The following is a 22,180-nucleotide window of genomic DNA, read 5'->3' as shown; positions in this document are numbered from 1 at the left end:
CTATTTCACTGCCCCTGCGGAGCCGTCATGCCATTCAATTCTTCGCCCCTGCCCTGCTCGATCCTGTTGCTGGCCGGCGGTCGCGGCCAGCGCATGGGCGGGCTGGACAAGGGCCTGCTCGACTGGCACGGGCAACCGCTGATTGCCCACCTGCACCAGTTGGTGCGGCCGTTGACCGACGACCTGATCATCTCCTGCAACCGCAATCAGGCGCAGTACGCCCCCTATGGCGACCAGTTGGTGAACGACGACAGTGCAGACTTCCCCGGTCCCTTGGCCGGCATCCGCGCCGGGCTGGCCGCCGCACGCCACGAGCACTTATTGATATTGCCCTGTGATGTGCCGCACATCGATGGGCAGCTGCTGGCCGACCTGCTCGAAACCGCACGGCAACACCCACAGGTGCCGGTGATGATCCGCCACGGCGCGTTCTGGGAACCTTTGCTCTGCGTCATACCGACGCATCTGCGCGAGGCGGTAGAGAACGCCTGGCTGGCTGCAGAGCGCAGCCCGCGCCAGATCCTGCTGAAACTGGGGGCACAGGCGCTCGATTGCGCAGAAAACGACCCACGCCTGGCCAACCTCAATACGCCAGAGTTGTTGCACCCACGCCCTGGCGTGTCAGAATGAGCGCTAGACAAGGAACTTTGCCGACGTTGCACACGTCACAAGGTCAGAACTCAATACAGCATTACTCTCGGAGAAGACTCATGACCCAACGGACCATCGCCGCTCTCATGCTTGCACTGGGCCTTGCTACCCTCGCCGGTTGCGCCTCGCCAACAGTGATCACCCTGAATGACGGTCGCGAAATCCAGGCTGTCGATACCCCTAAATTCGATCAGGATTCGGGCTTCTACGAATTCGAACAACTGGATGGCAAGCGCACCCGCATCAACAAGGATCAGGTTCGCACCGTTAAAGACCTGTAAGTCTTAACGCCAGATACAACAAAGCCCGCTTTTGAGCGGGCTTTGTTGTATCTGGCGTGTGGCAAACATCACCACTCAAGCTTGTTCCTGCTGCTGAAACTGCGCTCCTCGCCCGTCACCGGGTCGATAAACCGTACGCCCTGGGCCAGCAACTTGAGCGGGTTGGCGTAGTCATCCACGGCATCCTTGATAACCTGGGGGTAAAACGGGTCATTGCAGATACTCGCGCCCAGCGCCGTCATATGCACGCGCAGTTGATGCTTCTTGCCCGTCACCGGAAACAGGCCATAGCGCCACAGGTCGCCGTTCTTCTCGCGCACCTGCACTGCCGTTTCCGTGTTGCTAACTCCGGGCCCTTCCTGCATGCGGAAAAACGGTTCGCCATCGACCAGGCGGCTCTTGTGGACCAACGGAAATGTCAGCCCAGGCAAGGCCGGTGCAATGGCTTCGTAGAGTTTATCGATCTGGCGGGTGGGGAACAGTTGCTGATAAGCCGAGCGGCTTTGTGGGTTGGCAGAGAACAGCACCAGCCCAGCGGTATGGCGATCGATCCGATGCAGCGGTACCAGTGACGGGTTATCCAGGCGGCGGATCAAGCGGCGCAGCAACGTCTGCTCGACGTATTCGCCGGCGGGAGTGACGGGCAGGAAATGCGGTTTGTCGGCCACCACCAGGTGCTCATCGGCGTACAGGATGGCCTCCTGCACCGGGATCGGCTTTTCATCCGGCACTTCGCGAAAGTAGTGGATGCGCAGTCCTTCCTTGTAGGCCAGGTCCACACCGATGGGCTGGCCATTGCCATCCAGCACCCGACCACGGGCGATACGGTCCAGCCACTGCTCGCGGCCGATAGCGCGAAAGTGCCCGCACAGGCAATCGAGCACCGTCACCCAGGAGCCAGGTGGCAGGTACAACGTACTGGCTTGGTTCTGGGCCGCGGAAAAACCGGTATCGGACATGCACACACTCAAGACTTGAAAAACCAAAGGGGCATTATCCCCCAAATCCTCAAGCCTTGACCAACTCGGCCCGCAGTACCGGCGAGGCACTGGCCGCCTCGGTGAACTCCTTGAGCCAGCGCAGTACATCCACCGCCTCCCAGCGGCCAGGGTCATAGAGCGCATACAGCAACCCCTGGTAACCCACCACATCCAGTTGCTTGTGATAACCGGCGCGCTGGAACAGCGCCTCGATTTCGGCAAAGCAGGTATTGAAATGCACTTTGTTGAACGGCGTCTTGCCTTCCGTGACCAGGCCATCGAGCCGCAGTTCATTCACAGCATCGCGCACAATATCGACGGACATGCGGTTGACGCTGCTTTTCAATTGTTCAACATTCACCACGGGCATTCCCTCTCACTCAATCGCTGTACAAACATACAGTAACCGAATAATCAGCAACCTGCCATGGGATTAGCGCTAACGTAGAAAGGCAACCACTTGCTCAGTGTCGAAAGGCCAATCCAGTTCTGCCCCGGTATCCACCCGGCGCAGTACCGGAATCCTTAGGCCATAGGCTTCGAACAGGGTTTCGGATTCACTGATATCCATCAGCTCAACCAACAGTCCGTGTTCGACCAACGGCATGATTTCTTCTTCGGCAAGCTCGCAAAGGTGGCAGGCCAAGGTGCCGAACAGCTGGCATTCAGGAGGCATGATGAACAGACCCGATAGAAAACAGGCGTTCATTCTAGGCCGTCGGAAAAACCTCGCCAAGTCGCGACAAACACCTGATCCAGATCACCATGGCCTATAACTGATTCAGCGATTCTCGCGGCTTTTTTCCCGCAACACCCCGACGGAGATGTCTGTGTTTGCCAACCTGCTGATCATTCTTGCCTCATCCCTGGTGGTCATTGCGCTGTTTCGCCGGCTGCAGCTGCCGCCGGTGCTCGGCTACCTGTGCGTGGGCCTGGCCGTCGGGCCAACAGCCCTGGACTGGGTCAATGACAGCGAAGACCTGCCAGACCTCGCCGAACTGGGGGTGGTATTCCTGCTGTTTTCCCTGGGCCTGGAGTTTTCCCTGTCCAAGATGCTCACCCTGCGCCGGGTGGTGTTTGGCCTGGGCAGCCTGCAAGTACTGTGCTGCTCGGTATTGCTGGGCGGGTTGCTGCTGTTGATAGGCATGTCGCCGGTGGCCGCGTTGCTGCTAGGGGCCGGTCTGGCCCTGTCATCGACCGCCATTGTGAGCAAGGAGTTGACCAGCCTGGGGGAGATATTCAGCAGTCATGGGCAGAATGCGATTGGCGTGCTGCTGTTCCAGGACGTGGTCGCGGTACTGTTGCTGACCCTGGTCCCGGTGTTCGCCGGTAGCAGCGAACAAGCCTGGTACTGGGCGCTGCCCCTGACCCTGGGCAAGACCGTGGTGCTGTTTCTCGGCCTGCTGCTCGCCAGCCGCTGGCTGTTGCCGCGCCTGTTTCACGAAGTGGCCGCCTCACATTCGGCAGAGCTGTTCGTGCTGCTGGCCCTGGTGATCGTGCTGCTCACGGCCTGGCTGACACACCTGCTGGGCCTGTCGCCAGCCCTCGGCGCATTCCTGGCGGGCATGCTGCTGGGGGAAAGTCATTACCGGCACCAGATCGAAGCGGATATCCGGCCGTTTCGCGACATCCTGCTGGGACTGTTTTTTGTCAGCATCGGCATGTTGATCGACCTGCAGCTGTTCATCAGTCACAGCCTGCAGATCCTCGGGTTGACCCTGGCGCTGATGCTGATCAAGGGCTGCGTCGTAGCCGCGCTGGTCAAGCTGCGCGGCAGCGACAGCGAAACCGCCTGGCGCAGTGGCCTGGCCCTGGCCCAGGGGGGTGAATTCTGCTTTGCATTGATGGCGCAGATGCAATTGAGCAATATGCTGCCAGGCAAAATCAGCAGCCTGCTACTGGCGGCGACGTTCTGCTCCATGCTGCTGACGCCCCTGTTGCTGCGGGCCGCGCCCGCTATCGCGCTGCGCCTGCATCGCAAGCCCAACCAGCAAGTGCAACTGGAAGCAATCACCGCGCTCAACGCCGAGCTGCGCGGGCACGTGCTGATCTGCGGCTATGGCCGCGTTGGTCAGTCCATCGGGCGTTTTCTGCGCCGTGAACAACAGGCGTTCATTGCTCTGGACGATGACCCCGAGCGCGTACAGGAAGCCGCCACTGAGGACAGCAGCGTGCATTATGGCGATTGCCGACGCGGCGCCTTGCTCAGCGCGGTCGGCCTGGAGCGCGCGCGCCTGGTGGTGATTGCCGTGGACAATGCGGATGTAGCACTGGTGGTGCTCAAGGAAGCGCGTCGAATCAACCACAAGGTGCCGATCCTGGTGCGCACCCGCGACGACAGCCAACTGACCGAACTGAAGGCTGCCGGCGCCAGCGAGGTGGTGCCCGAGTTGCTGGAGTCGAGCCTGATGCTCGCGTCACACGCGCTGATCATGCTCGGCCAGCCTGACCAGCAAGTGCGCGAGCGGGTCGACGAAGTGCGGCGCAACCGTTACCGCTTGCTTCACGGTTTCTACCAGCACACCGACGACAGCCGGCAAGCGCCGATCAATCCTGACTGACCGCACCAATCTTATGGATCGACAAGTCCGCGCCGTAGTACTCCTCTTCCTGACTCAAGCGCAGGCCGCAGATGCGCTTGAGCACGCCATACACCAGCAACCCGCCAGCCAGGGCCACTACCACCCCCAGGGCGGTGCCGATCAACTGGCTGATCAGGCTCACGCCGCCCAGCCCACCCAAGGCGCTCTGCCCGAAGATCCCGCAGGCAATCCCGCCCCACACACCGCACAAGCCATGCAGCGGCCAGACACCCAGCACATCATCGATCTTCCAACGCGCCTGGGCGGCGATAAAGCACCAGACGAACAAGCCACCGGCCACCACGCCGGTGACCAATGCCCCCACCGGGTGCATCAGGTCGGAACCGGCGCAAATCGCCACCAACCCGGCCAACGGACCATTGTGCAAAAAGCCCGGATCATTACGCCCGATCACCAGCGCCGCCACGGTACCGCCCACCATCGCCATCAGCGAGTTGACCGCCACCAGCCCGCTCACACCGGAAAGGGTCTGCGCACTCATCACGTTGAAACCGAACCAGCCGACGATCAATATCCACGAGCCCAGCGCCAGGAAGGGGATGCTCGAAGGCGCGAACGCCACCAGGCGTCCATCGCGATATCGTCCCTGGCGCGGGCCCAGCAGCAGCACCGCAGCCAACGCCAACCACCCGCCCATGGCGTGGACCACTACGGAACCGGCAAAGTCATGGAACGTCGCGCCAAAGGTCGCCAGCAACCAGGCTTGCAGACCGAAGTTGCCGTTCCACACCATGCCCTCGAAAAACGGGTAGATGAACGCCACGATCAACGCCGTGGCGCACAGCTGTGGAGCAAAGCGTGCACGTTCGGCAATGCCTCCGGAGATGATCGCCGGGATGGCAGCCGCGAAGGTCAGCAGGAAAAAGAACTTCACCAGGCCATAGCCATGGTCGGCACTGAGCACTGCGGCCGGCTGCATAAAGCTGACCCCATAGGAGATCCAATAGCCTATAAAGAAATAGGCCAGGGTCGAGGCCGCAAAATCACTGAGGATTTTCGACAACGCGTTGACCTGATTCTTCTGCCGCACCGTACCGACCTCCAGAAACGCGAAACCGGCATGCATCGCCAGGACCATTACCGCGCCGATCAGAATAAACAGCGTATTGGAGCTGTGGACCAGGGTGTCCACCGCGCTTTGCACATTTTCCATGGGAATTGGCAGGCCTGCAGTTCAGGAAAAAGCACCAAAGCAGTTCATTGCCGACGGTCGCGCACTAAATTGGCACCACGCGTTCCACCCTTCTTGAGAGGGTTTGAACCGCTTTGGCGCGACGACAGATGAAGAAGGCAGTGACTTGTGGGTTTTTCCACGGGTTTTAGTGATTTAGGGTAAGGTTTTTCAAGGCTTTTGCCGAAACCGCCCACATTGCGCGCAAGCCTTGCGGCTCGCGCACCAAGGCAAAGCAAAAGCTGTACCAGACAATTGCAGTGAACCTTCACCGATACCGGCGACTCTCAACCAAAACCCTGCAAAAGCATCAGACAGCCACTCACGGAGTTAACCATGGCCAGAAAAACGGCAAAGACTGCTCAAGAAATACTGATGGAAGATTTCCAGACCCTGGTCAGCGATACCGAAAAGCTGCTGGACGACACCGCGATTCTGGCCGGTGACCAAGCTGATGAGCTGCGTTCGAAAATCCACGACAGCCTGCTGCAAGCCCGGGAAACCCTGAAGTTGACTGAAGACTCCTTGCGCGAACGCGGCAAGGCGGCAGTCACTGCCACCGAAGACTACGTACAGGCCAACCCTTGGCAGTCCGTGGGTATCGCGGCCGGCGTGGGCTTTCTGATCGGCCTGTTGGCTACAAGGCGCTAATCATGTCTAACGGCGAAACCGGCTCGTCCACGGGCCCAAGCTCCACCTCGCGGCGCCTCGGCGCGGCTGTCCTGGGCTTGCTGCACAGCCATGTCGAGCTGTTCGGCATCGAGTTGCAGGAACAGAAGGCACGCACTGTCAGCCTGCTGCTGTTTGCCGGCCTGGCGCTGGTGTTTGCCCTGCTGCTGCTGGTGGGGTTATCGGCGCTGGTCATGATCCTGGTCTGGGATACCTATCGCCTGACCGGGATCATCAGCCTATGCGTGTTTTATGTACTCGCCGCAGCGTTCTGCGGGCTGCGCTTGAAGGCCGCGGTATTCGATGAGTCCACGCCTTTCCACGCCACCCTCGAAGAGCTGGCCAACGACCGGGAGCGCCTGCTGCCATGAGCCTGACTGAACTGCCGCAAACCAACTCCCGGCGGGAAATGCGCAAGGCGTTGATTCGCCTGCGCATGGAAATGCACCGCCAGGAAATTCGCCACGAATCCCAGCAATTGCTGCTGCCCCTGCAAAAGGTGCGCAACATGGGCCAGAGCTGGCAGGACGGGTTCGGTATCAAGCATGCGCCGCTGTGGGGCGTCGCGGCGGTGACCCTGCTGGGATTTTTCACCGGTAAAGGCGCCAAGAGTGGCGGAATCGGCACCATGACCCGCCTGGTACGACTCGGTGCAGGACTGATCCCCTTGATCAAGCTCGCCATGCAGAGTGCCGCCCGCAAGCCCTGACGCAACTGGCTGCATTCTTGCACATGGATCAGGCCCGGCGCCCTCTCTGTAGGGGCCGGGCCTTTTTCATACTGAAGCATCCTAAGGAGGCTCTGTGATTGACGGGCAACCGCTCGCATTTTTCCAACCGTTTATCGACACCGCCACCGGCCGTATTGCCGGGGTGGAAGCACTGGGCCGCCTGCAACAGACAGACGGGCAATTGCTGTCGGTCGGCCCGTTGTTCGCCGATGCCCGTACGCCTACCTCGGCGTTGCGCCGCCTGGACCGCAAGATCCGTGACAATGCCCTGAGCCGCCTGCATGAAGCGCCTGAAGACTGGTTCCTGAGCCTCAATATCTCCCCCCGCTGGATCACCCTGCTGCGACCGGGCCAACCGCTGCCCAGCCTGAAACAGTTACAGGCCCATGACATCGATCCACAACGCATTGTGTTTGAGATCACCGAACTGGGAGGTGACAGCCAGCGCCTGGCCGAGGTCGTCGCACGCTACCGTCAGGCCGGCGCACGGATTGCCATTGATGATTTTGGTGCCGGGTATTCGCAACTGGATCGGGTCCTGGCCCTGCGCCCGGATATCCTCAAGCTGGATATGCGCCTGTTCCAGGCCGCGGCCCTGGGAGGCCCAAGCAGTGAAGTGGTGCGCGCCCTGGCCCAAATGGCGGAAAAAACTGGGTGCTGGATCATTGCCGAAGGTGTGGAAACCGAAGCGCAACTGAACTTTGCCCTTGAATGTGGCGCGCGTTATGTCCAAGGCTACCTCTTTGCCCAGGCGCAACTGAACTGGTTCGCAGCCGATGCCTTCGTCCCGCGTTTCGCCGTGCTGCGCCAGGCATATGTGCAGCAGAAACTGGCAGAGCGCGGGCGAATCATGCTGCTGCGCCAGCAACTGATCGAGTTGATGCAGATCCTGCAAGGCTGGGTACTGGCCCAGGAGCCGCTGAATCAACTGCCATGGTTGCCGGGTTTCCCCAGGCTGCTGCGGTTCTATCAGTGCGATCGCCACGGCACCCAACTGACTCCCAACTTCGAGTGGCGCCAAAATGCCTGGCAAGCGGACGGCCGCTACCTGGGCCACAACTGGTCATGGCGCCCCTATTTCTATCACCTGCTGGCCGAGGGCTGGGAAGAACGCCGCGTGATTCTCTCCACCACCTACCGCGATGCCACAACCAATCAATACTGCCTGACAGCAGGACAATTCTTCGATAACGGTCAGCGCTTGCTGTTAATCGATATTGACGCCGCCGGCCTGTAGTTTTTCGCTTGCTCCGGGCACGCCGAACCGGGAAGCTGGGGGTCGACATTCATCCCACGGAGAGCCCTCGCCTTGGATTGGCCTACCCTGCTTACCCGCGAACGCCTTGGAAAACCCCTGCACAGCCCGGAAGAGCTGGGTCGCAGCCCATTTCACAAAGACCATGACCGGATCATCTTCTCCGGGGCCTTTCGTCGCCTGGGCCGCAAGACCCAGGTCCACCCGGTGACCAGCAACGATCATATCCACACCCGACTGACCCACTCGCTGGAGGTCAGTTGCGTCGGACGCTCCCTGGGTATGCGTGTCGGCGAGACCATCCGTAGTGCCCTGCCCGACTGGTGCGACCCCAGTGACCTGGGGATGGTCGTGCAATCGGCCTGCCTGGCTCACGACATCGGTAACCCACCGTTCGGCCATTCCGGCGAAGATGCGATTCGCCACTGGTTCCAGCAGGCCGCAGGCCGCGGCTGGCTGGATGACATGAGCAGTGCCGAGCGCAATGACTTCCTCAATTTCGAAGGCAATGCGCAAGGGTTCCGCGTCCTGACGCAATTGGAATACCACCAGTTCGACGGCGGCACGCGCCTGACCTACGCCACCCTGGGTACTTACCTGAAGTACCCATGGACCGCCCGCCATGCCGACTCCCTGGGCTACAAGAAACACAAGTTCGGCTGCTACCAGAGCGAGCTGCCGATCCTTGAGCAGATCGCCCAGAAACTGGGTCTGCCTCAACTTGAGGAACAACGCTGGGCGCGCCACCCTCTGGTCTACTTGATGGAGGCGGCCGACGATATATGCTACGCCCTGATCGATCTTGAAGATGGCCTGGAAATGGACTTGCTGGAGTACGCCGAGGTCGAATCATTGCTGTTGAACCTGGTAGGCGATGACCTGCCGGAAACCTACCGGCAACTGGGGCCCCTGGACTCCAGGCGACGCAAGCTCGCGATCCTGCGCGGCAAGGCGATCGAGCACCTGACCAACGCCGCCGCGCGGGCGTTCGTCGAGCAACAACCTGCGCTGCTGGCCGGGACCTTGCCAGGGGATCTGGTGGAGCATATGCATGGCCCGGCCAAACGCTGTGTACTGAATGCCAAGGACATGGCGCGCAAGAAAATCTTCCAGGACAAACGCAAGACCCTGCATGAGATCGGCGCCTACACCACCCTGGAGATCCTCCTGAACACCTTCTGTGGCGCAGCCCTGGAACAACATGGCGGCCGCACCCCATCCTTCAAGAATCGGCGCGTCCTGGATTTGCTGGGTAATAGCGCGCCCCATCCTGATTGGTCGCTGCACCGTTCGTTCTTGCGCATGATCGACTTCATCGCCGGCATGACCGATAGCTACGCCAGCGAAATGGCCCGCGAGATGACCGGGCGTTCACACCCTCTGTGACCCGTGACCCAGGCAGGTTTCCTGCCTGGGTGCTTGCCTCAAAGAATTGACCTACACAGGCTCCAGAGCGGCCTGATCGAATTCGCCCCAACACCCGATGAATAATCACCCCTCTCTGATCCACCCCAGCGATCAGCTCCTACATTCACGCAAACCTTCGATCGCCCAGCGCCTGGTTCACTGGGCAAATCGTCATTGGCACTGGCTGGTATTTTCCGGCTTTAGCTACGTCCACGGAACTTCCTATGCCCGAACGACAATTGCGCATCCTGTTGGTGGAAGATCATCCTTTTCAACTCCTGGCCCTTCAGTGCCTGCTCAAAAGTTTCGGCTTCAATCAACTGACACCTGCCGAGAATGCCGAGCAGGCGATCAAGTTGATGAGAACAACCGAAGTCCCCTTCGATGTGATGTTGTGTGATCAATGCCTGCCCGACCTTACCGGGTTGGAGCTGGTGGAGATAGCCAGCCATGCAGGCTTTGTCAAAAGTGCTGTATTGCTAAGTGGACTACCCGCCCTCGAACTGGAATATCTGAAAACCTTGGCAATACAACGTGACTTGCGCCTGCTTGGATATTTGGCTAAGCCCTTGAACAAAGAAGCCTGGATCGAGTTGATCAGCCGATCAGGGCTTGCCTACGATTAAAAAGTACTGCTTTGCACTTGACCAAAAATCGCCTGGCAAACCTGAAGTATCCCACGACACCAACACCCTGTTGATTGCCCAGGTATTTTCAACATTTACCGTAGGATACTAAACGCTCACACAAATGAAATATCACCTCTATTCAGCCTGCAAACAACACCGCACAACTTTAAAACCTTTGACCCAAGAAACTCTTACAACGCAGCCAACAAAGCCTTAGTGCATCGTAGTCTGACGCCCTTTTATGCGTAGGAATTTTCCTGTTTTATACCTGCTCAGCCTTCCCTTCATGCTCCTACCCTACCTTCTGAGCTAATGTGCGCGCTTATTTGCACTAGTATGGAATTGGCTCATGAATACAGTCTTTATTATTGACGACCACCCGGTTATTCGACTTGCAATCAGAATGTTGCTGGAACATGAAGGTTACAAAGTAGTCGGTGAAACAGATAACGGTTGTGATGCAATACAAATGGTCCGCGAATGTCTTCCAGACCTCATCATACTTGATATCAGCATTCCAAAACTCGACGGCCTGGAGGTTCTCTGCCGGTTCAATGCCATGAGCACCCCAATGAAAACCCTGATTCTGACAGCCCAATCCCCGACACTTTTTGCCACACGTTGCATGCGTTCAGGTGCTGATGGTTATGTCTGTAAAGAAGGTGACCTAAGTGAGTTGTTAAGTGCCATCAGGGCCGTACTTTCAGGTTACAACTATTTTCCAAGTCAGGCATTGAACACCAATGGCACCGAGTTCGGCGAAAGCGAAGAATTAAATCTTTTCAAATCAGTCAATGACCGAGAACTTATGGTCTTACAACTTTTTGCGCAAGGCCGTACAAACAAGGAAATTGCCAAAGGTATGTTTCTCAGCAACAAAACTGTCAGCACTTATAAAAAACGACTGATGCAAAAACTCAAGGCCAAGTCTTTGGTAGAACTTATCGAGATGGCAAAACGCAACGCGTTAGTGTGAGAAACAGGATGCCAAGGCGTTTAAAGGACTATCTAATCATTTTGAGTACCGGGCTGTGCTTGAGTACAGCCGTGCCAGCCACTCAAACCGCTCCAGAACGCTACTCACTGCTGAGCCGTGCCGGTATCGTTCAGTTGGACACTCACCTGAACCCCGAACAGCGCCAATGGCTAAAAAACAAGCGCGAACTGGTACTGGGAACCTCGACACCCGACTACCCGCCCTTCGACATCACCGCCAGCGGTCATGACTATGAAGGTATTACTGCCGATTACACAGGTATCCTGGCCAAAGCCCTGGCATTGCCCGTCACGGTGATGCGCTACCCATCACGGGAGGCAGCAATCCAGGCGCTGGAAGACGGGAAAATCGATTTACTGGGTAGCGCCAACGGTTTTGAAGCGAGCAACGCCGACATCGTCCTGTCAACGCCCTACGCGGTCGACCAGCCGGTGCTGGTCACCCGTGACGCAGAAACCCGCCCGCTCAATGACGGGCTGGCGGGCATGCGCTTGAGCCTTGTCTACCACTACCTGCCGCTGAAGGAAGTCGAAGCGCTGTACCCCAATGCGATCATCCAGGTCTATCCGTCCTATTTGAATGCGCTGAACGCCGTGGCCTTCGACCAGGCCGATGTGTTTCTCGGCGATACCATTTCCACCCATTACATGATCAACAAGGGCTACCTGAAGAACATCCGCATGGCCAATTTCGGCAAGCACGAAGCGTACGGCTTCAGCTTCGCCGTACACCGCGACCAGCAAACCCTATTGGGCATCGTCGATACAGTCCTCGCTGGCATCGGTACCTACGAGCGAGAAAACATCGCCAAACGTTGGAGTGCAGGCAGCGCTATCCTGCTGACTGACCACAAGTTGCAGTTGAGCCAACGTGAAGAGCGCTGGCTCAAGGACCATCCGGTGGTGAAAGTGGTCATCAACGAAACCTTCGCCCCCTTGACGTTCGTCGACTCAGACGGCCAGATGCGGGGCATGACCGCCGACCTGCTGGAGTTGATACGGCTACGTACGGGCTTGCGCCTGGAGTTCCAGAACACCCGCAATGTCAGCCAAATGATCGAGCAGGTCGAAAACGGTAGCGCGGACATCATTGCCGCCATCAGCCCCAGCCCCGAACGCGAAGCCAGGCTCAACTTCAGCCGGCCCTACCTGCAGAACTCCTACGTCCTGCTGACGCGCAAGGAGCCTGGAGCGCCCTCAAGCCTTGAGCAACTGGCAGGAAAGAAACTGGCGATCACCGAAGGCAATCCCTTGGTGGATTATCTGCGTCGGAATTTTTCGCAGATCACCCTGGTGCAGGCCAGCGATACCTTCAAGGCCTCGGAAATGCTGGCACAGGGGCATGTAGACGGGGCCGTCAACTCTTTGGTGGTCGCCAACTATTTCCTCTCATCACACTTTTTCCAAGGCCAATTGCAGATCAGTTCAAGTATCGGCACGCAACTGGCTTCTTTTTCCCTGGCGACATCACGCAGCGCCCCCGAACTGGCCTCCATTCTTGACAAGGCCCTGCTCAGCATCGCGCCCGATGAGCTTGGCGTTATCAACAACCGCTGGCGTGGCTACACAGCCGCATCCGATAGCTATTGGCGCAACTACCACCGCCTGATCATCCAGATCATCAGCGCCGCCGGGCTACTGCTGCTCACGTCACTGGCCTGGAACGGCTACATGCGCAGGCAGATCAAGCATCGGCAGATGGCAGAGCGAGCCCTCAGCGATCAATACGAATTCATGCGCGCCCTGGTCAATGAAACCCCTCACCCGATCTACGTGCGTGATCGCAACGGCTTGCTGCAGACCTGCAATGACAGTTACTTGCAGGCCTTCGGCGTCAAGCGCGAGGAGGTCATCGGCAAGAGTGTCATGCAGAGCAGCCTGGCCAACGAGGCGCAAGCCAGGCAATACCATGCCGACTATCTGCGGGTGGTGGCCGAAGGCAAGCCGCTGATCCTTGATCGCCCGTTGCATATTCGCGAGCAACACCTGACGATCTATCACTGGATCCTGCCGTACCGTAACTCCGTCGGTGAAGTCCAGGGCATCATCGGCGGCTGGATCGACATCAGCGAACGTCGCCAATTGTTCGATGACCTGCGTGCTGCCAAGGACCGCGCAGATGAGGCCAACCGAGCAAAAAGCACGTTCCTGGCGACCATGAGCCATGAGATCCGCACCCCCATGAACGCGGTGATCGGCATGCTGGAGCTGACCCTCAAGCGCGCCGACCACGGGCACCTGGATCGTCCGGCCATCGAGGTCGCCTACAATTCGGCCAAGGATCTACTGGAGTTGATTGGCGATATCCTCGACATCGCGCGCATCGAATCTGGCCGTCTGAGCCTGGCGCCGGAACGCGTCAACCTGCGGGAACTGATCGAGTCAGTCGTGCGTGTGTTCGATGGCCTGGCCCGCCAGAAGAATCTCAACCTGTTACTGGAGTTCAATCCCGGCGCCGAAGAGCGCGACGTGCAGATCGATCCCCTGCGCTTCAAACAGGTCTTGTCCAACCTGGTGAGTAATGCCATCAAGTTCACCGAGCAGGGCGAGGTGAAGATCAAGGTGGATATCCAGGCCACCGGACAGCCACAACAGATCCAGATGAAACTGGCGGTCGAAGACACCGGCATTGGTATCAGTAGGGAGGACCAGCAACGCCTGTTCGAACCTTTTTCCCAGGCCGACAATTCCGGGCACCTGGCCAGGAGCGGCGCCGGTCTTGGGCTGGTGATCTGTCGCAGCCTGTGCGAGATGATGGGCGGGCAATTGACCCTGAGCAGCGTAGCCAGCGTCGGCACCCAGGTGTTTGTCTCGCTGCAGATGACCAGCCTGCCACCGGCCTACCCGCTGATCGAACTCAAGCCCGCGGACCAGGATGCCGCGGCAGAGCTGAATGTGCTGGTGGTAGATGATCATCCGGCAAACCGCCTGCTTATGTGCCAGCAGCTGGGCTTCCTCGGGCATCGATTCACCGCAGTCCAACATGGCGCAGCGGGCTTCCAGGCCTGGCGCCAGGAGCACTTCGACCTGATCATCGCCGACTGCAACATGCCGGTCATGAACGGTTATGAACTGGCTCGTTCGATCCGTGAACATGAGCAACGGGAAAACATGACGCCCTGTATCATCCTGGGCTTTACCGCCAATGCCCAGCCGGAGGAAAAACAGCGCTGCCGGGATGCGGGCATGAATGACTGCCTGTTCAAGCCCATCAGCCTTACGACGCTGGAACGCCACCTGGCCGAGATCACCCCGCTGTCGCCAGCGCGGATTTTCGATCTCGAAAGCCTGAACGCCCTCACCGGCGGTGATCCACTGTTAAGCCAGCGTCTATTGGAAGAACTGCTGAGCAGTAGTCGTCGTGATCGCGAGGAACTCATGACATTGCTCGTGCAAGGCGCTCACCAGGACCTGATCGACCAGGCCCACAAGATCAAGGGTGCTGCCAGGATCGTCCAGGCCCGTGCACTGGCCGAGCAATGCGAGAGGCTGGAGCAGGCTGGCGAGGATACTGACCAGGAGCAGGTCGACACTTGGGTCAAGGCCATCGAGAACGCCATGCTCGACCTTGAGCAGGTGCTGCAACAACAGTTGGACAGCCTGCCACCACACTGATTGAACGCTCCTCCACTGTAGGAGCGAGCTTGCTCGCGAAGGACGTCAACGATAACCCAGGCTTGCTGAATAAACGCGGCGTTATCAAGCTCTTCGCGAGCAAGCTCGCTCCTGCCAAAAGGCTTAAGCGCGCTTCACTCAGCAATCCGTCAACCGCAGGAAAATCGCGACCAACAGCTCAATCCCCACCTGATCCTCAGAACTGAAGCGCGCCAGCTTCGGGCTATCCAGATCCAGTACCCCAATCAACCTCCCATCCTTGACCAGCGGCACCACCAACTCGCTATTGGAAGCACTGTCGCAAGCAATATGCCCGGCAAACGCATGCACATCCTCCACCCGCTGGGTTTGCCGCGAAGCCGCCGCCGCACCACACACACCTCGGCCAAACGGAATCCGCACACAGGCGATCTGCCCCTGGAACGGCCCAAGCACCAGTTCTTCATCACGATTGAGATAGAAACCAGCCCAGTTCAAATCATCGAGCTGGTTGAACAGGAACGCGGAAAACTGCGCCGCATTGGCAATAAAGTCGCGCTCATCGGCCAGCAGCGACTCCAACTGTGCGCAAAGCATGGCGTACCCATCAAGGCCGCTGCCCGCCTGTTGCAAGTCGATCATGGCTGACGCTCCAGCAATTTAAGTCCCACCCAGTAACGGGCAAATTGATAGGCACAGCGGCCATTGCGATTGCCCCGGCCGGTAGCCCAGCGCACGGCAAGGATGTCGAGGGCCTCATCGCGCTGCCACTGCAGACCCGCTTTGCTCGCCAGCTCGCCGATCCAGTGCTCCACCACATCCAGGAAATGCTCCTGGGTGAACGGGTAGAACGACAACCACAAGCCAAAACGGTCAGACAAGGCAATCTTGTCTTCCACCGCCTCACTGGGGTGCAACTCACCGTCCACACGTTTCCAGTTGTCGTTGTCGCTCTGGTTTTCCGGCACCAGGTGACGACGGTTGGACGTGGCATACAGCAGCACGTTTTCCGGGGCCTGCTCCAGCGAGCCGTCCAGCACGCTCTTGAGCACACGGTAATCGCCTTCGCCGGCCTCAAACGAGAGGTCGTCGCAGAACAGGATAAAACGCTGCGGCAGCTTGAGCAGTTGCTCGACCACACGCGGCAGGTCGGCCAGGTGGTCACGTTCGATTTCAATCAGGCGCAAGCCGGCCTTGGCATGCTGGGCCAGCAAGGCGCGGACCATGGACGATTTGCCAGTGCCACGCGAGCCCCAGAGCAATGCATGGTTGGCCGGCAGGCCATCGATAAACTGCTGGGTATTGCGTGCCAATTGCTCGCGCTGCTTGTCGACACCGATCAGGTCGGACAGACGCATATCCAGGCTGACCTCCAGCGGCATCAAAAACCCGCTGCGGCCCTCGCGCTGCCAGCGGGCCGCCAGGCAGTGGTTCCAGTCAATGACCTCGCGAGGCGCTGGCAACAGGGGTTCCAGACGAGCGAGCACCGCATCGGCCCGCTCAAGAAAGGCATTCAATCGAGAATCCATGACTATTCCTGTGGCAAGTTCTTATAAAAAATGGCGTATTGGCAACCCTGACGCAGTTGCCAGACAGCTGCACCTGAAAAACCATTCATACCGGGCAAGGCTGACGCTGAGGATGTTCAGCTATGCTTGCCGGGCGAAGGGAAACGTAAAGTGGTTCAGCACCCAATGGATATCAAGTTCGCCCACCGCTTGTCTTATAAACAAGCCAGACTGACTGTGCTGGTCGGTTTCGTCTTGGGAACCTTGCTCAGCCTGATCCAAATCGGCATTGATTATGCCAGCGAAGACACGTCCATCAACCGTGAAATACATGCGCTGCTTGAAATCAGTCACAACCCTGCCTCACGTATCGCCTACAACATCGACGCCGAACTGGCCCAGGAACTGACCTTGGGCCTGCTGCACTCCCCCGCCATCATCCGGGCACAGTTGGTCGACAACAATGGCCTGGTGCTGGCTGACGTTGGCCGCTCCCGCAAGGAGAGCCCCTACCGCCCTGTCAGCGACTTTTTGTTCGGCGCCAACCGCCAGTTCGAAGACCGCCTCTACCTCACGCACATGCCCGATGACTCCCTGGGCGTCTTGCGCCTTGATGTCGATACCTACGCATTTGGCAGCCGTTTCCTGCGCCGTGCAGAGATCACGCTGCTTAATGGCTTTGCCCGTAGCCTGATCCTGAGCGCCATCCTGCTGGGCCTGTTCTATGTGATGCTGACCCAGCCGTTGATCCGGATCATCCGCGAACTGAGCACCCGCAACCCCGGCAGTGCGCCCCTGACTCGCCTGGATTGCCCGCCCGGGCACGAACACGACGAGATCGGCGTGCTGGTCAACGTCACCAACCAGCAGTTCGAGAATATGGAGACCGAGATCCAGCAACGGCGCCACGCCGAGGACCGCCTGACCGAGTACCTTGGCCAGTTGGAGAGCATTGTTTCGAGCCGTACCACCGAACTCAAGGCGATCAACCAGCGGCTGAGCCAATCCAACGAAGAACTGGAAGCCTCGAAAATGACCGCCTTGGGCATGGCCCAGGCACGCGCGGCCTTCCTAGCCAACATGAGCCATGAAATCCGCACCCCGCTCAATGGCCTGCTCGGCATGATTGCCCTGTCCCTGGACAGCGCGTTAAATGCCGAGCAGCGCCAACAATTGTCGATTGCCCATGACTCCGGCAAAGTCCTGGTGGAACTGCTCAACGATATTCTCGACCTGTCCAAGTTCGATGCCGGACAACTGGAACTGGAGAGCATTCCTTTCGACCTCGGCTCCCTGGTGGAAGATACAGCCAACCTGTTGTCGCAAAACGCCGCGCCCAGCGTGGAGTTGACCTGCCTGATCGATCCGCAGTTTCCTGCCCAGGTCGTGGGTGATCCGACCCGGGTCCGGCAGATTGTCAGCAACCTGTTGTCCAATGCCTTGAAGTTCACCCGTTTCGGCCGCGTCGATGTACGCCTCAGTGCGCACCCCAATGGCGTGCGGATCGAAGTGTGCGACACCGGGATCGGCATTGCCCAAGAGGCCCAGGCGCGGATTTTCAACCCCTTCACCCAGGCGGGCGCCGGTATTACCCGCCAATTTGGCGGGACCGGCCTGGGCCTGGCACTGACCCACAACCTTTGCGAGGCCATGCGCGGCCGGCTGACCATCAGCTCGGAAACCGGCTTCGGCAGCCAGTTCTGTGCCGAACTGCCACTGCCCGCCCACACACCGGCGGCGCGGCTGGGGCCGTTGAAGGGCGAGGTTGCGGTCATCACCGGGGCCAGCAGTGGCCTGGCAGAACTGCTGCTCACCCTGCTACCGCACTGGGGACTGACGCCGTACTGCAAAACGATCGACGATGACTTGAGTGGCCTGGCACCCGACATCCTGATCACCGATTGCCCCGAATGCCTGTTCCGCCTGCGCCCGACCGTCAGCGCACCGATCCTGCTGGTCACCGCCTACGGCAACTTCATGCCCAGCGAAGAAGTGGTCGCCCTGGCCCCCTTGCAACAGCAGGCACGCCCACTGAGTCGCGCCGCGCTGTATCAGGTGCTGCACCGTACCCTGCGCGCCGACAGCGAAATAGTCCTCGACCTTGTCCAGTTGGAAACCAGCCCGGTTGCGCATCGCGCGCGCATCCTTCTGGTAGAGGACAATCTGGTCAATCAACTGGTGGCCAAAGGCATGCTCGGCAAGCTCGGCTGCGAGGTCGTTGTAGCGGCCCATGGCGCAGAGGCACTGAAACAGTTGGAAGAACAACGTTTCGATATGGTGCTGATGGACTGCAACATGCCGGTCATGGATGGCTACGAGGCGAGCCGGCAGATTCGCCGCAGCGGGCGCTGGCCAGAGCTGCCGATTGTCGCGCTGACTGCCAATGCCCTGGCCGAAGAGCGCGAACGCTGCCGGGCGGCCGGCATGAACGACTACCTGGCCAAACCCTTTCGCCGCGAAGAGCTCAACGCCCTGCTCGACCTCTGGGTGCCGACTACGACAACCCTCTGACCTGCTGGAGCAACTGGTCCAGGTCCTGACGCAAGACGTCGGCCTGGCCCAGATCGACTCCGCTGTCACACAGCAGGCGGGCCTTCAGTGGCTGGACGCGCTCACGCAACACCTGGCCCGCGTCGGTAAGACGCAGGTGCACTTCACGCTCATCGACCGCGCTACGACGGCGAGTGATCAGCGCCAGGTGTTCCAGGCGCTTGAGCAGCGGCGTCAACGTGCCGGAATCAAGCAGCAAGCGCTCCCCCAGCGCCTTGAGCGTCGGCTGGAGCGGCGCGGCGGTGTGCCACTCCCACAACACCAACATGACCAGGTATTGCGGATACGTCAGGCCCAACTGATCAAGCATGGGTTTATAGGCCCGTGTCACCGCCCGAGAGGCGGCGTAGAGCTTGAAGCACAGCTGGTCATCCAGGGCCAGGGATGTGGCAGGCAAGTCCGTCATTTGAGCAGCGCTTCGATCTCTTGAGTCAGTTCCTGGGGTTTGGTGGTCGGGGCAAAACGCTTGACCACCTGACCGTCGCGGCCGATCAGGAACTTGGTGAAGTTCCACTTGATACCCTTGGAACCCAGCAGCCCCGGCGCCCGCTGTTTCAATTGCACAAACAGCGGGTGGGCCTCGCCACCGTTGACATCAACCTTCTTGAACAAGGGAAAGCTGACGCCGAAATTCAGCTCGCAAAACTCGGAAATGGCCCCCTCGTTGCCCGGTTCCTGCTTGCCGAACTGGTTGCACGGAAACCCCAAGACCACCAGGCCCTGGTCCTTGTACTGCTGCCAGAGCTGTTCAAGGCCTTTGTACTGTGGGGTGAACCCGCACTTGCTGGCGGTGTTGACCACGAGGATCGCCTTGCCGGCGAAGTCCGCCAGGGTCTTTTGCTCGCCCTTGATGGTGGTGCAGGGGATGGTCAGCAGGTTGTCGCTCATGACAAGGCCTCAAGAAGTAGAGAAGATAAACATAGCGAACAACTCAATTGCACACAATGTAATTAGCCAAACCAATATCACAACATTACCCCCTGTAGGAGCGGGCTTGCCCGCGAAAAACGCCCAGACGCCGCGTTCACCCAGGCAACCCGCGTCACCGTTAACGATCTTCGCGGGGAACCAGGTCCAGGCACACCGAGTTGATGCAATAGCGCAAGCCGGTCGGTGGCGGTCCATCAGGGAACACATGGCCCAGATGCGCATCGCACTTGGCACAGGTCACTTCGGTGCGAATCATCCCGTGGCTGACATCGCGAATCTCGATCATCGCGTTATCGGCAATCGGCTCATAAAAACTTGGCCAGCCACAACCGGCATCGAACTTGGTACTGGAGTCGAACAACGGCTCATTGCAGCAGATGCAGTGGTACACACCGTCTGTGGTGGTGGCGTTGTACTTGCCGGAAAACGGCCGCTCGGTGCCCTTGAGGCGACACACTTGATACTGCGCCGGGTCAAGCATTTCCCGCCATTCATCCAGGGTTTTATCCAACTTTTCCATCAATACACCTCGACAACTGAAAAAGCCTGATCTGTGTCTTTTCCATGGATCAGGCGGCACGTATGATTGCGCCTCTTCAAAGCGCCAGTCTGGCACCCGCGTTATCGGCATTCAAACGTATTTATGGGTCAAGCCAAACGCCGGATTCCCAGCACGGTAGTCTTCACATCGTCTGGATCGTTCATTTTCAGGATCACATCGCCATGCAGGTCAGCAAATCGAACAAGCTCGCCAACGTCTGCTACGACATTCGCGGCCCAGTGCTCAAGCACGCCAAACGCCTGGAAGAGGAAGGCCATCGCATCCTCAAGCTGAACATTGGCAACCCGGCGCCCTTTGGTTTCGAAGCGCCGGACGAAATCCTCCAGGACGTGATCCGCAACTTGCCCACTGCCCAGGGCTACAGCGACTCCAAAGGTTTGTTCAGCGCACGCAAGGCGGTGATGCAGTACTACCAGCAAAAACAGGTGGAAGGTGTCGGCATCGAGGACATCTACCTGGGCAACGGCGTCTCCGAGCTGATCGTGATGGCCATGCAGGCCTTGCTCAACAACGGCGACGAAGTGCTGGTGCCGGCGCCTGACTACCCGCTGTGGACCGCCGCCGTCACCCTGGCCGGCGGTCACCCGGTGCACTACTTGTGCGACGAGCAAGCCAACTGGTGGCCGGACCTGGCCGATATCAAGGCCAAGATCACGCCCAACACCAAGGCGCTGGTGATCATCAACCCGAACAACCCGACCGGCGCGGTGTACTCCAAGGAAGTGCTGCTGGGCATGCTGGAACTGGCGCGCCAGCACAATCTGGTGGTGTTCTCCGACGAGATCTACGACAAGATCCTCTATGACGATGCCGTGCATATCTGCACCGCCTCCCTGGCCCCGGACCTGCTGTGCCTGACGTTCAACGGCCTGTCCAAGTCCTACCGGGTGGCGGGTTTCCGCTCCGGCTGGGTGGCCATCTCCGGCCCCAAGCACAATGCCCAGAGCTACATCGAAGGCATCGACATGCTGGCCAATATGCGCCTGTGCGCCAACGTACCCAGCCAGCACGCGATCCAGACCGCGCTGGGCGGCTACCAGAGCATCAACGACCTGGTGCTGCCAGCCGGCCGCCTGCTGGAACAGCGCAACCGCACCTGGGAGTTGCTCAACGATATTCCCGGCGTCAGTTGTGTCAAACCCATGGGCGCCTTGTACGCGTTCCCACGGATCGACCCGAAAGTCTGCCCGATCCACAACGACGAGAAGTTCGTCCTCGACCTGCTGCTGTCGGAAAAGCTGCTGGTGGTGCAAGGCACCGCGTTCAACTGGCCGTGGCCTGATCACTTCCGCGTGGTGACCTTGCCGCGTGTGGATGACCTGGACATGGCCATCGGCCGCATCGGCAACTTCCTGAAGTCCTATCGCCAGTAACCTGCTTTCGCTGTGCGACCCGACACAGGTCGTACAGCGAGTATCTGGCAACACATCTGTGCCCACACCAGGCAGAAACACCTTCTTGCCCCGCCCCATGCCCTATCTACTCTGTAGCCCCCAACAATCACGGGGCCCCAAGGCTGCCGAACGGGAATTTCCCTCGACATTCAGAGTCAGAAAAAACCTTCAAGGCTCTACATTCAAGCTGTAGGACACAGTTTGAAATAGTCGCCCGGTTGAATAGCCCAGTGCCGCACCTTATATACCCCGCAGTAAGCGACATATTAA

Annotated in this window: 22 protein-coding genes; 13 read left to right on the top strand and 9 right to left on the bottom strand. The window is 59.1% G+C overall.

All coding sequences use genetic code 11. The features are described from left to right. Positions 1 to 27 precede the first annotated feature (27 nt). Both mobA and KL786_RS06990 read left to right on the top strand, forming a co-directional pair. A complete protein-coding gene (gene mobA, locus KL786_RS06995; RefSeq protein ID WP_215517133.1) occupies positions 28 to 630 on the top strand; it encodes a molybdenum cofactor guanylyltransferase MobA in 603 nt (200 codons plus the stop codon). Positions 631 to 710: 80 nt separating this feature from the next. Then, positions 711 to 932 carry a YgdI/YgdR family lipoprotein gene (locus KL786_RS06990; RefSeq protein WP_029298091.1) on the top strand — a complete coding sequence of 74 codons (222 nt, stop codon included), beginning with the start codon at positions 711 to 713 and terminating at the stop codon, positions 930 to 932. Positions 933 to 1,000: 68 nt separating this feature from the next. On the opposite strand, the gene KL786_RS06985 is transcribed toward KL786_RS06990, so the two are convergent. The 3 genes from KL786_RS06985 to KL786_RS06975 form a co-directional block, all read right to left on the bottom strand. Beyond that, positions 1,001 to 1,891, bottom strand: a complete 891-nt coding sequence (locus KL786_RS06985) for a pseudouridine synthase (RefSeq protein WP_215517132.1) — start codon at positions 1,889 to 1,891, stop codon at positions 1,001 to 1,003. 49 nt (positions 1,892 to 1,940) lie between these two features. Continuing rightward, positions 1,941 to 2,276: a hypothetical protein gene (locus KL786_RS06980; RefSeq protein WP_032862791.1), complete on the bottom strand. Its 336-nt coding sequence runs from the start codon at positions 2,274 to 2,276 to the stop codon at positions 1,941 to 1,943. Between the two features lie 75 nt (positions 2,277 to 2,351). Continuing rightward, positions 2,352 to 2,588 carry a glutaredoxin family protein gene (locus KL786_RS06975; protein ID WP_032862783.1) on the bottom strand — a complete coding sequence of 79 codons (237 nt, stop codon included), beginning with the start codon at positions 2,586 to 2,588 and terminating at the stop codon, positions 2,352 to 2,354. A gap of 148 nt (positions 2,589 to 2,736) precedes the next feature. Between KL786_RS06975 and KL786_RS06970 the strand changes: the two genes are divergently transcribed. Continuing rightward, positions 2,737 to 4,473, top strand: a complete 1,737-nt coding sequence (locus KL786_RS06970; RefSeq protein WP_252193625.1) for a cation:proton antiporter — start codon at positions 2,737 to 2,739, stop codon at positions 4,471 to 4,473. Here the strand turns inward: KL786_RS06970 and KL786_RS06965 are convergent. Further along, positions 4,460 to 5,668 (bottom strand): ammonium transporter, encoded by a 1,209-nt coding sequence (locus KL786_RS06965; RefSeq protein ID WP_215517131.1) that lies wholly within the window; start codon positions 5,666 to 5,668, stop codon positions 4,460 to 4,462. The genes KL786_RS06970 and KL786_RS06965 overlap by 14 nt on opposite strands. Before the next feature lie 354 nt (positions 5,669 to 6,022). Between KL786_RS06965 and KL786_RS06960 the strand changes: the two genes are divergently transcribed. From KL786_RS06960 to KL786_RS06925, 8 genes are all read left to right on the top strand, one after another. Then, a complete protein-coding gene (locus KL786_RS06960; protein WP_029298079.1) occupies positions 6,023 to 6,337 on the top strand; it encodes an ElaB/YgaM/YqjD family protein in 315 nt (104 codons plus the stop codon). Between the two features lie 2 nt (positions 6,338 to 6,339). Next, positions 6,340 to 6,726 carry a phage holin family protein gene (locus KL786_RS06955; RefSeq protein ID WP_032862786.1) on the top strand — a complete coding sequence of 129 codons (387 nt, stop codon included), beginning with the start codon at positions 6,340 to 6,342 and terminating at the stop codon, positions 6,724 to 6,726. Next, the gene (locus KL786_RS06950) at positions 6,723 to 7,064 is read left to right on the top strand and encodes a hypothetical protein (protein WP_215517130.1); all 342 of its coding nucleotides are present in this window, start codon (positions 6,723 to 6,725) and stop codon (positions 7,062 to 7,064) included. Before KL786_RS06955 ends, KL786_RS06950 begins: the two co-directional genes overlap by 4 nt. 94 nt (positions 7,065 to 7,158) lie before the next feature. Further along, positions 7,159 to 8,322 carry an EAL domain-containing protein gene (locus tag KL786_RS06945; RefSeq protein ID WP_215517129.1) on the top strand — a complete coding sequence of 388 codons (1,164 nt, stop codon included), beginning with the start codon at positions 7,159 to 7,161 and terminating at the stop codon, positions 8,320 to 8,322. A gap of 72 nt (positions 8,323 to 8,394) precedes the next feature. After that, a complete protein-coding gene (locus tag KL786_RS06940; protein ID WP_215517128.1) occupies positions 8,395 to 9,726 on the top strand; it encodes a deoxyguanosinetriphosphate triphosphohydrolase in 1,332 nt (443 codons plus the stop codon). Between the two features lie 245 nt (positions 9,727 to 9,971). Then, on the top strand, positions 9,972 to 10,373 hold the full coding sequence (locus KL786_RS06935; protein WP_215517127.1) for a response regulator: 402 nt from the start codon (positions 9,972 to 9,974) through the stop codon (positions 10,371 to 10,373). A 352-nt stretch (positions 10,374 to 10,725) separates the two neighbouring features. Further along, on the top strand, positions 10,726 to 11,352 hold the full coding sequence (locus tag KL786_RS06930) for a response regulator transcription factor (protein ID WP_215517126.1): 627 nt from the start codon (positions 10,726 to 10,728) through the stop codon (positions 11,350 to 11,352). Between the two features lie 8 nt (positions 11,353 to 11,360). Further along, positions 11,361 to 14,987: a transporter substrate-binding domain-containing protein gene (locus tag KL786_RS06925; RefSeq protein ID WP_215517125.1), complete on the top strand. Its 3,627-nt coding sequence runs from the start codon at positions 11,361 to 11,363 to the stop codon at positions 14,985 to 14,987. A 138-nt stretch (positions 14,988 to 15,125) separates the two neighbouring features. On the opposite strand, the gene msrC is transcribed toward KL786_RS06925, so the two are convergent. Together msrC and KL786_RS06915 are read right to left on the bottom strand one after the other, a co-directional pair. Continuing rightward, on the bottom strand, positions 15,126 to 15,608 hold the full coding sequence (gene msrC, locus KL786_RS06920; RefSeq protein ID WP_215517124.1) for a free L-methionine (R)-S-oxide reductase MsrC: 483 nt from the start codon (positions 15,606 to 15,608) through the stop codon (positions 15,126 to 15,128). Continuing rightward, complete coding sequence (locus KL786_RS06915; RefSeq protein ID WP_090291527.1) at positions 15,605 to 16,495, bottom strand: ATP-binding protein; 891 nt, start codon at positions 16,493 to 16,495, stop codon at positions 15,605 to 15,607. Before KL786_RS06915 ends, msrC begins: the two co-directional genes overlap by 4 nt. A 165-nt stretch (positions 16,496 to 16,660) precedes the next feature. Between KL786_RS06915 and KL786_RS06910 the strand changes: the two genes are divergently transcribed. After that, positions 16,661 to 18,985, top strand: a complete 2,325-nt coding sequence (locus tag KL786_RS06910; protein ID WP_215517172.1) for a hybrid sensor histidine kinase/response regulator — start codon at positions 16,661 to 16,663, stop codon at positions 18,983 to 18,985. On the opposite strand, the gene KL786_RS06905 is transcribed toward KL786_RS06910, so the two are convergent. The 3 genes from KL786_RS06905 to msrB form a co-directional block, all read right to left on the bottom strand. Then, positions 18,969 to 19,430 carry a MarR family winged helix-turn-helix transcriptional regulator gene (locus KL786_RS06905; RefSeq protein WP_215517123.1) on the bottom strand — a complete coding sequence of 154 codons (462 nt, stop codon included), beginning with the start codon at positions 19,428 to 19,430 and terminating at the stop codon, positions 18,969 to 18,971. The genes KL786_RS06910 and KL786_RS06905 overlap by 17 nt on opposite strands. After that, complete coding sequence (locus tag KL786_RS06900; protein WP_029298051.1) at positions 19,427 to 19,912, bottom strand: glutathione peroxidase; 486 nt, start codon at positions 19,910 to 19,912, stop codon at positions 19,427 to 19,429. Before KL786_RS06900 ends, KL786_RS06905 begins: the two co-directional genes overlap by 4 nt. A 160-nt stretch (positions 19,913 to 20,072) precedes the next feature. After that, positions 20,073 to 20,474, bottom strand: a complete 402-nt coding sequence (gene msrB, locus KL786_RS06895) for a peptide-methionine (R)-S-oxide reductase MsrB (RefSeq protein WP_215517122.1) — start codon at positions 20,472 to 20,474, stop codon at positions 20,073 to 20,075. A gap of 203 nt (positions 20,475 to 20,677) precedes the next feature. Here msrB and KL786_RS06890 point away from each other — a divergent pair, with 203 nt between their 5' ends. After that, entirely contained in the window at positions 20,678 to 21,889 is a 1,212-nt protein-coding gene (locus KL786_RS06890) for a pyridoxal phosphate-dependent aminotransferase (protein ID WP_029298044.1), read from the top strand. Positions 21,890 to 22,180: the final 291 nt, after the last annotated feature.

The organism is Pseudomonas sp. TAE6080 (assembly GCF_018732265.1).
GTDB lineage: Bacteria > Pseudomonadota > Gammaproteobacteria > Pseudomonadales > Pseudomonadaceae > Aquipseudomonas > Aquipseudomonas brenneri.
The sequence above is the reverse complement of the archived record's forward strand: the minus strand, read 5'-3'. Positions and strand labels throughout refer to the sequence as shown.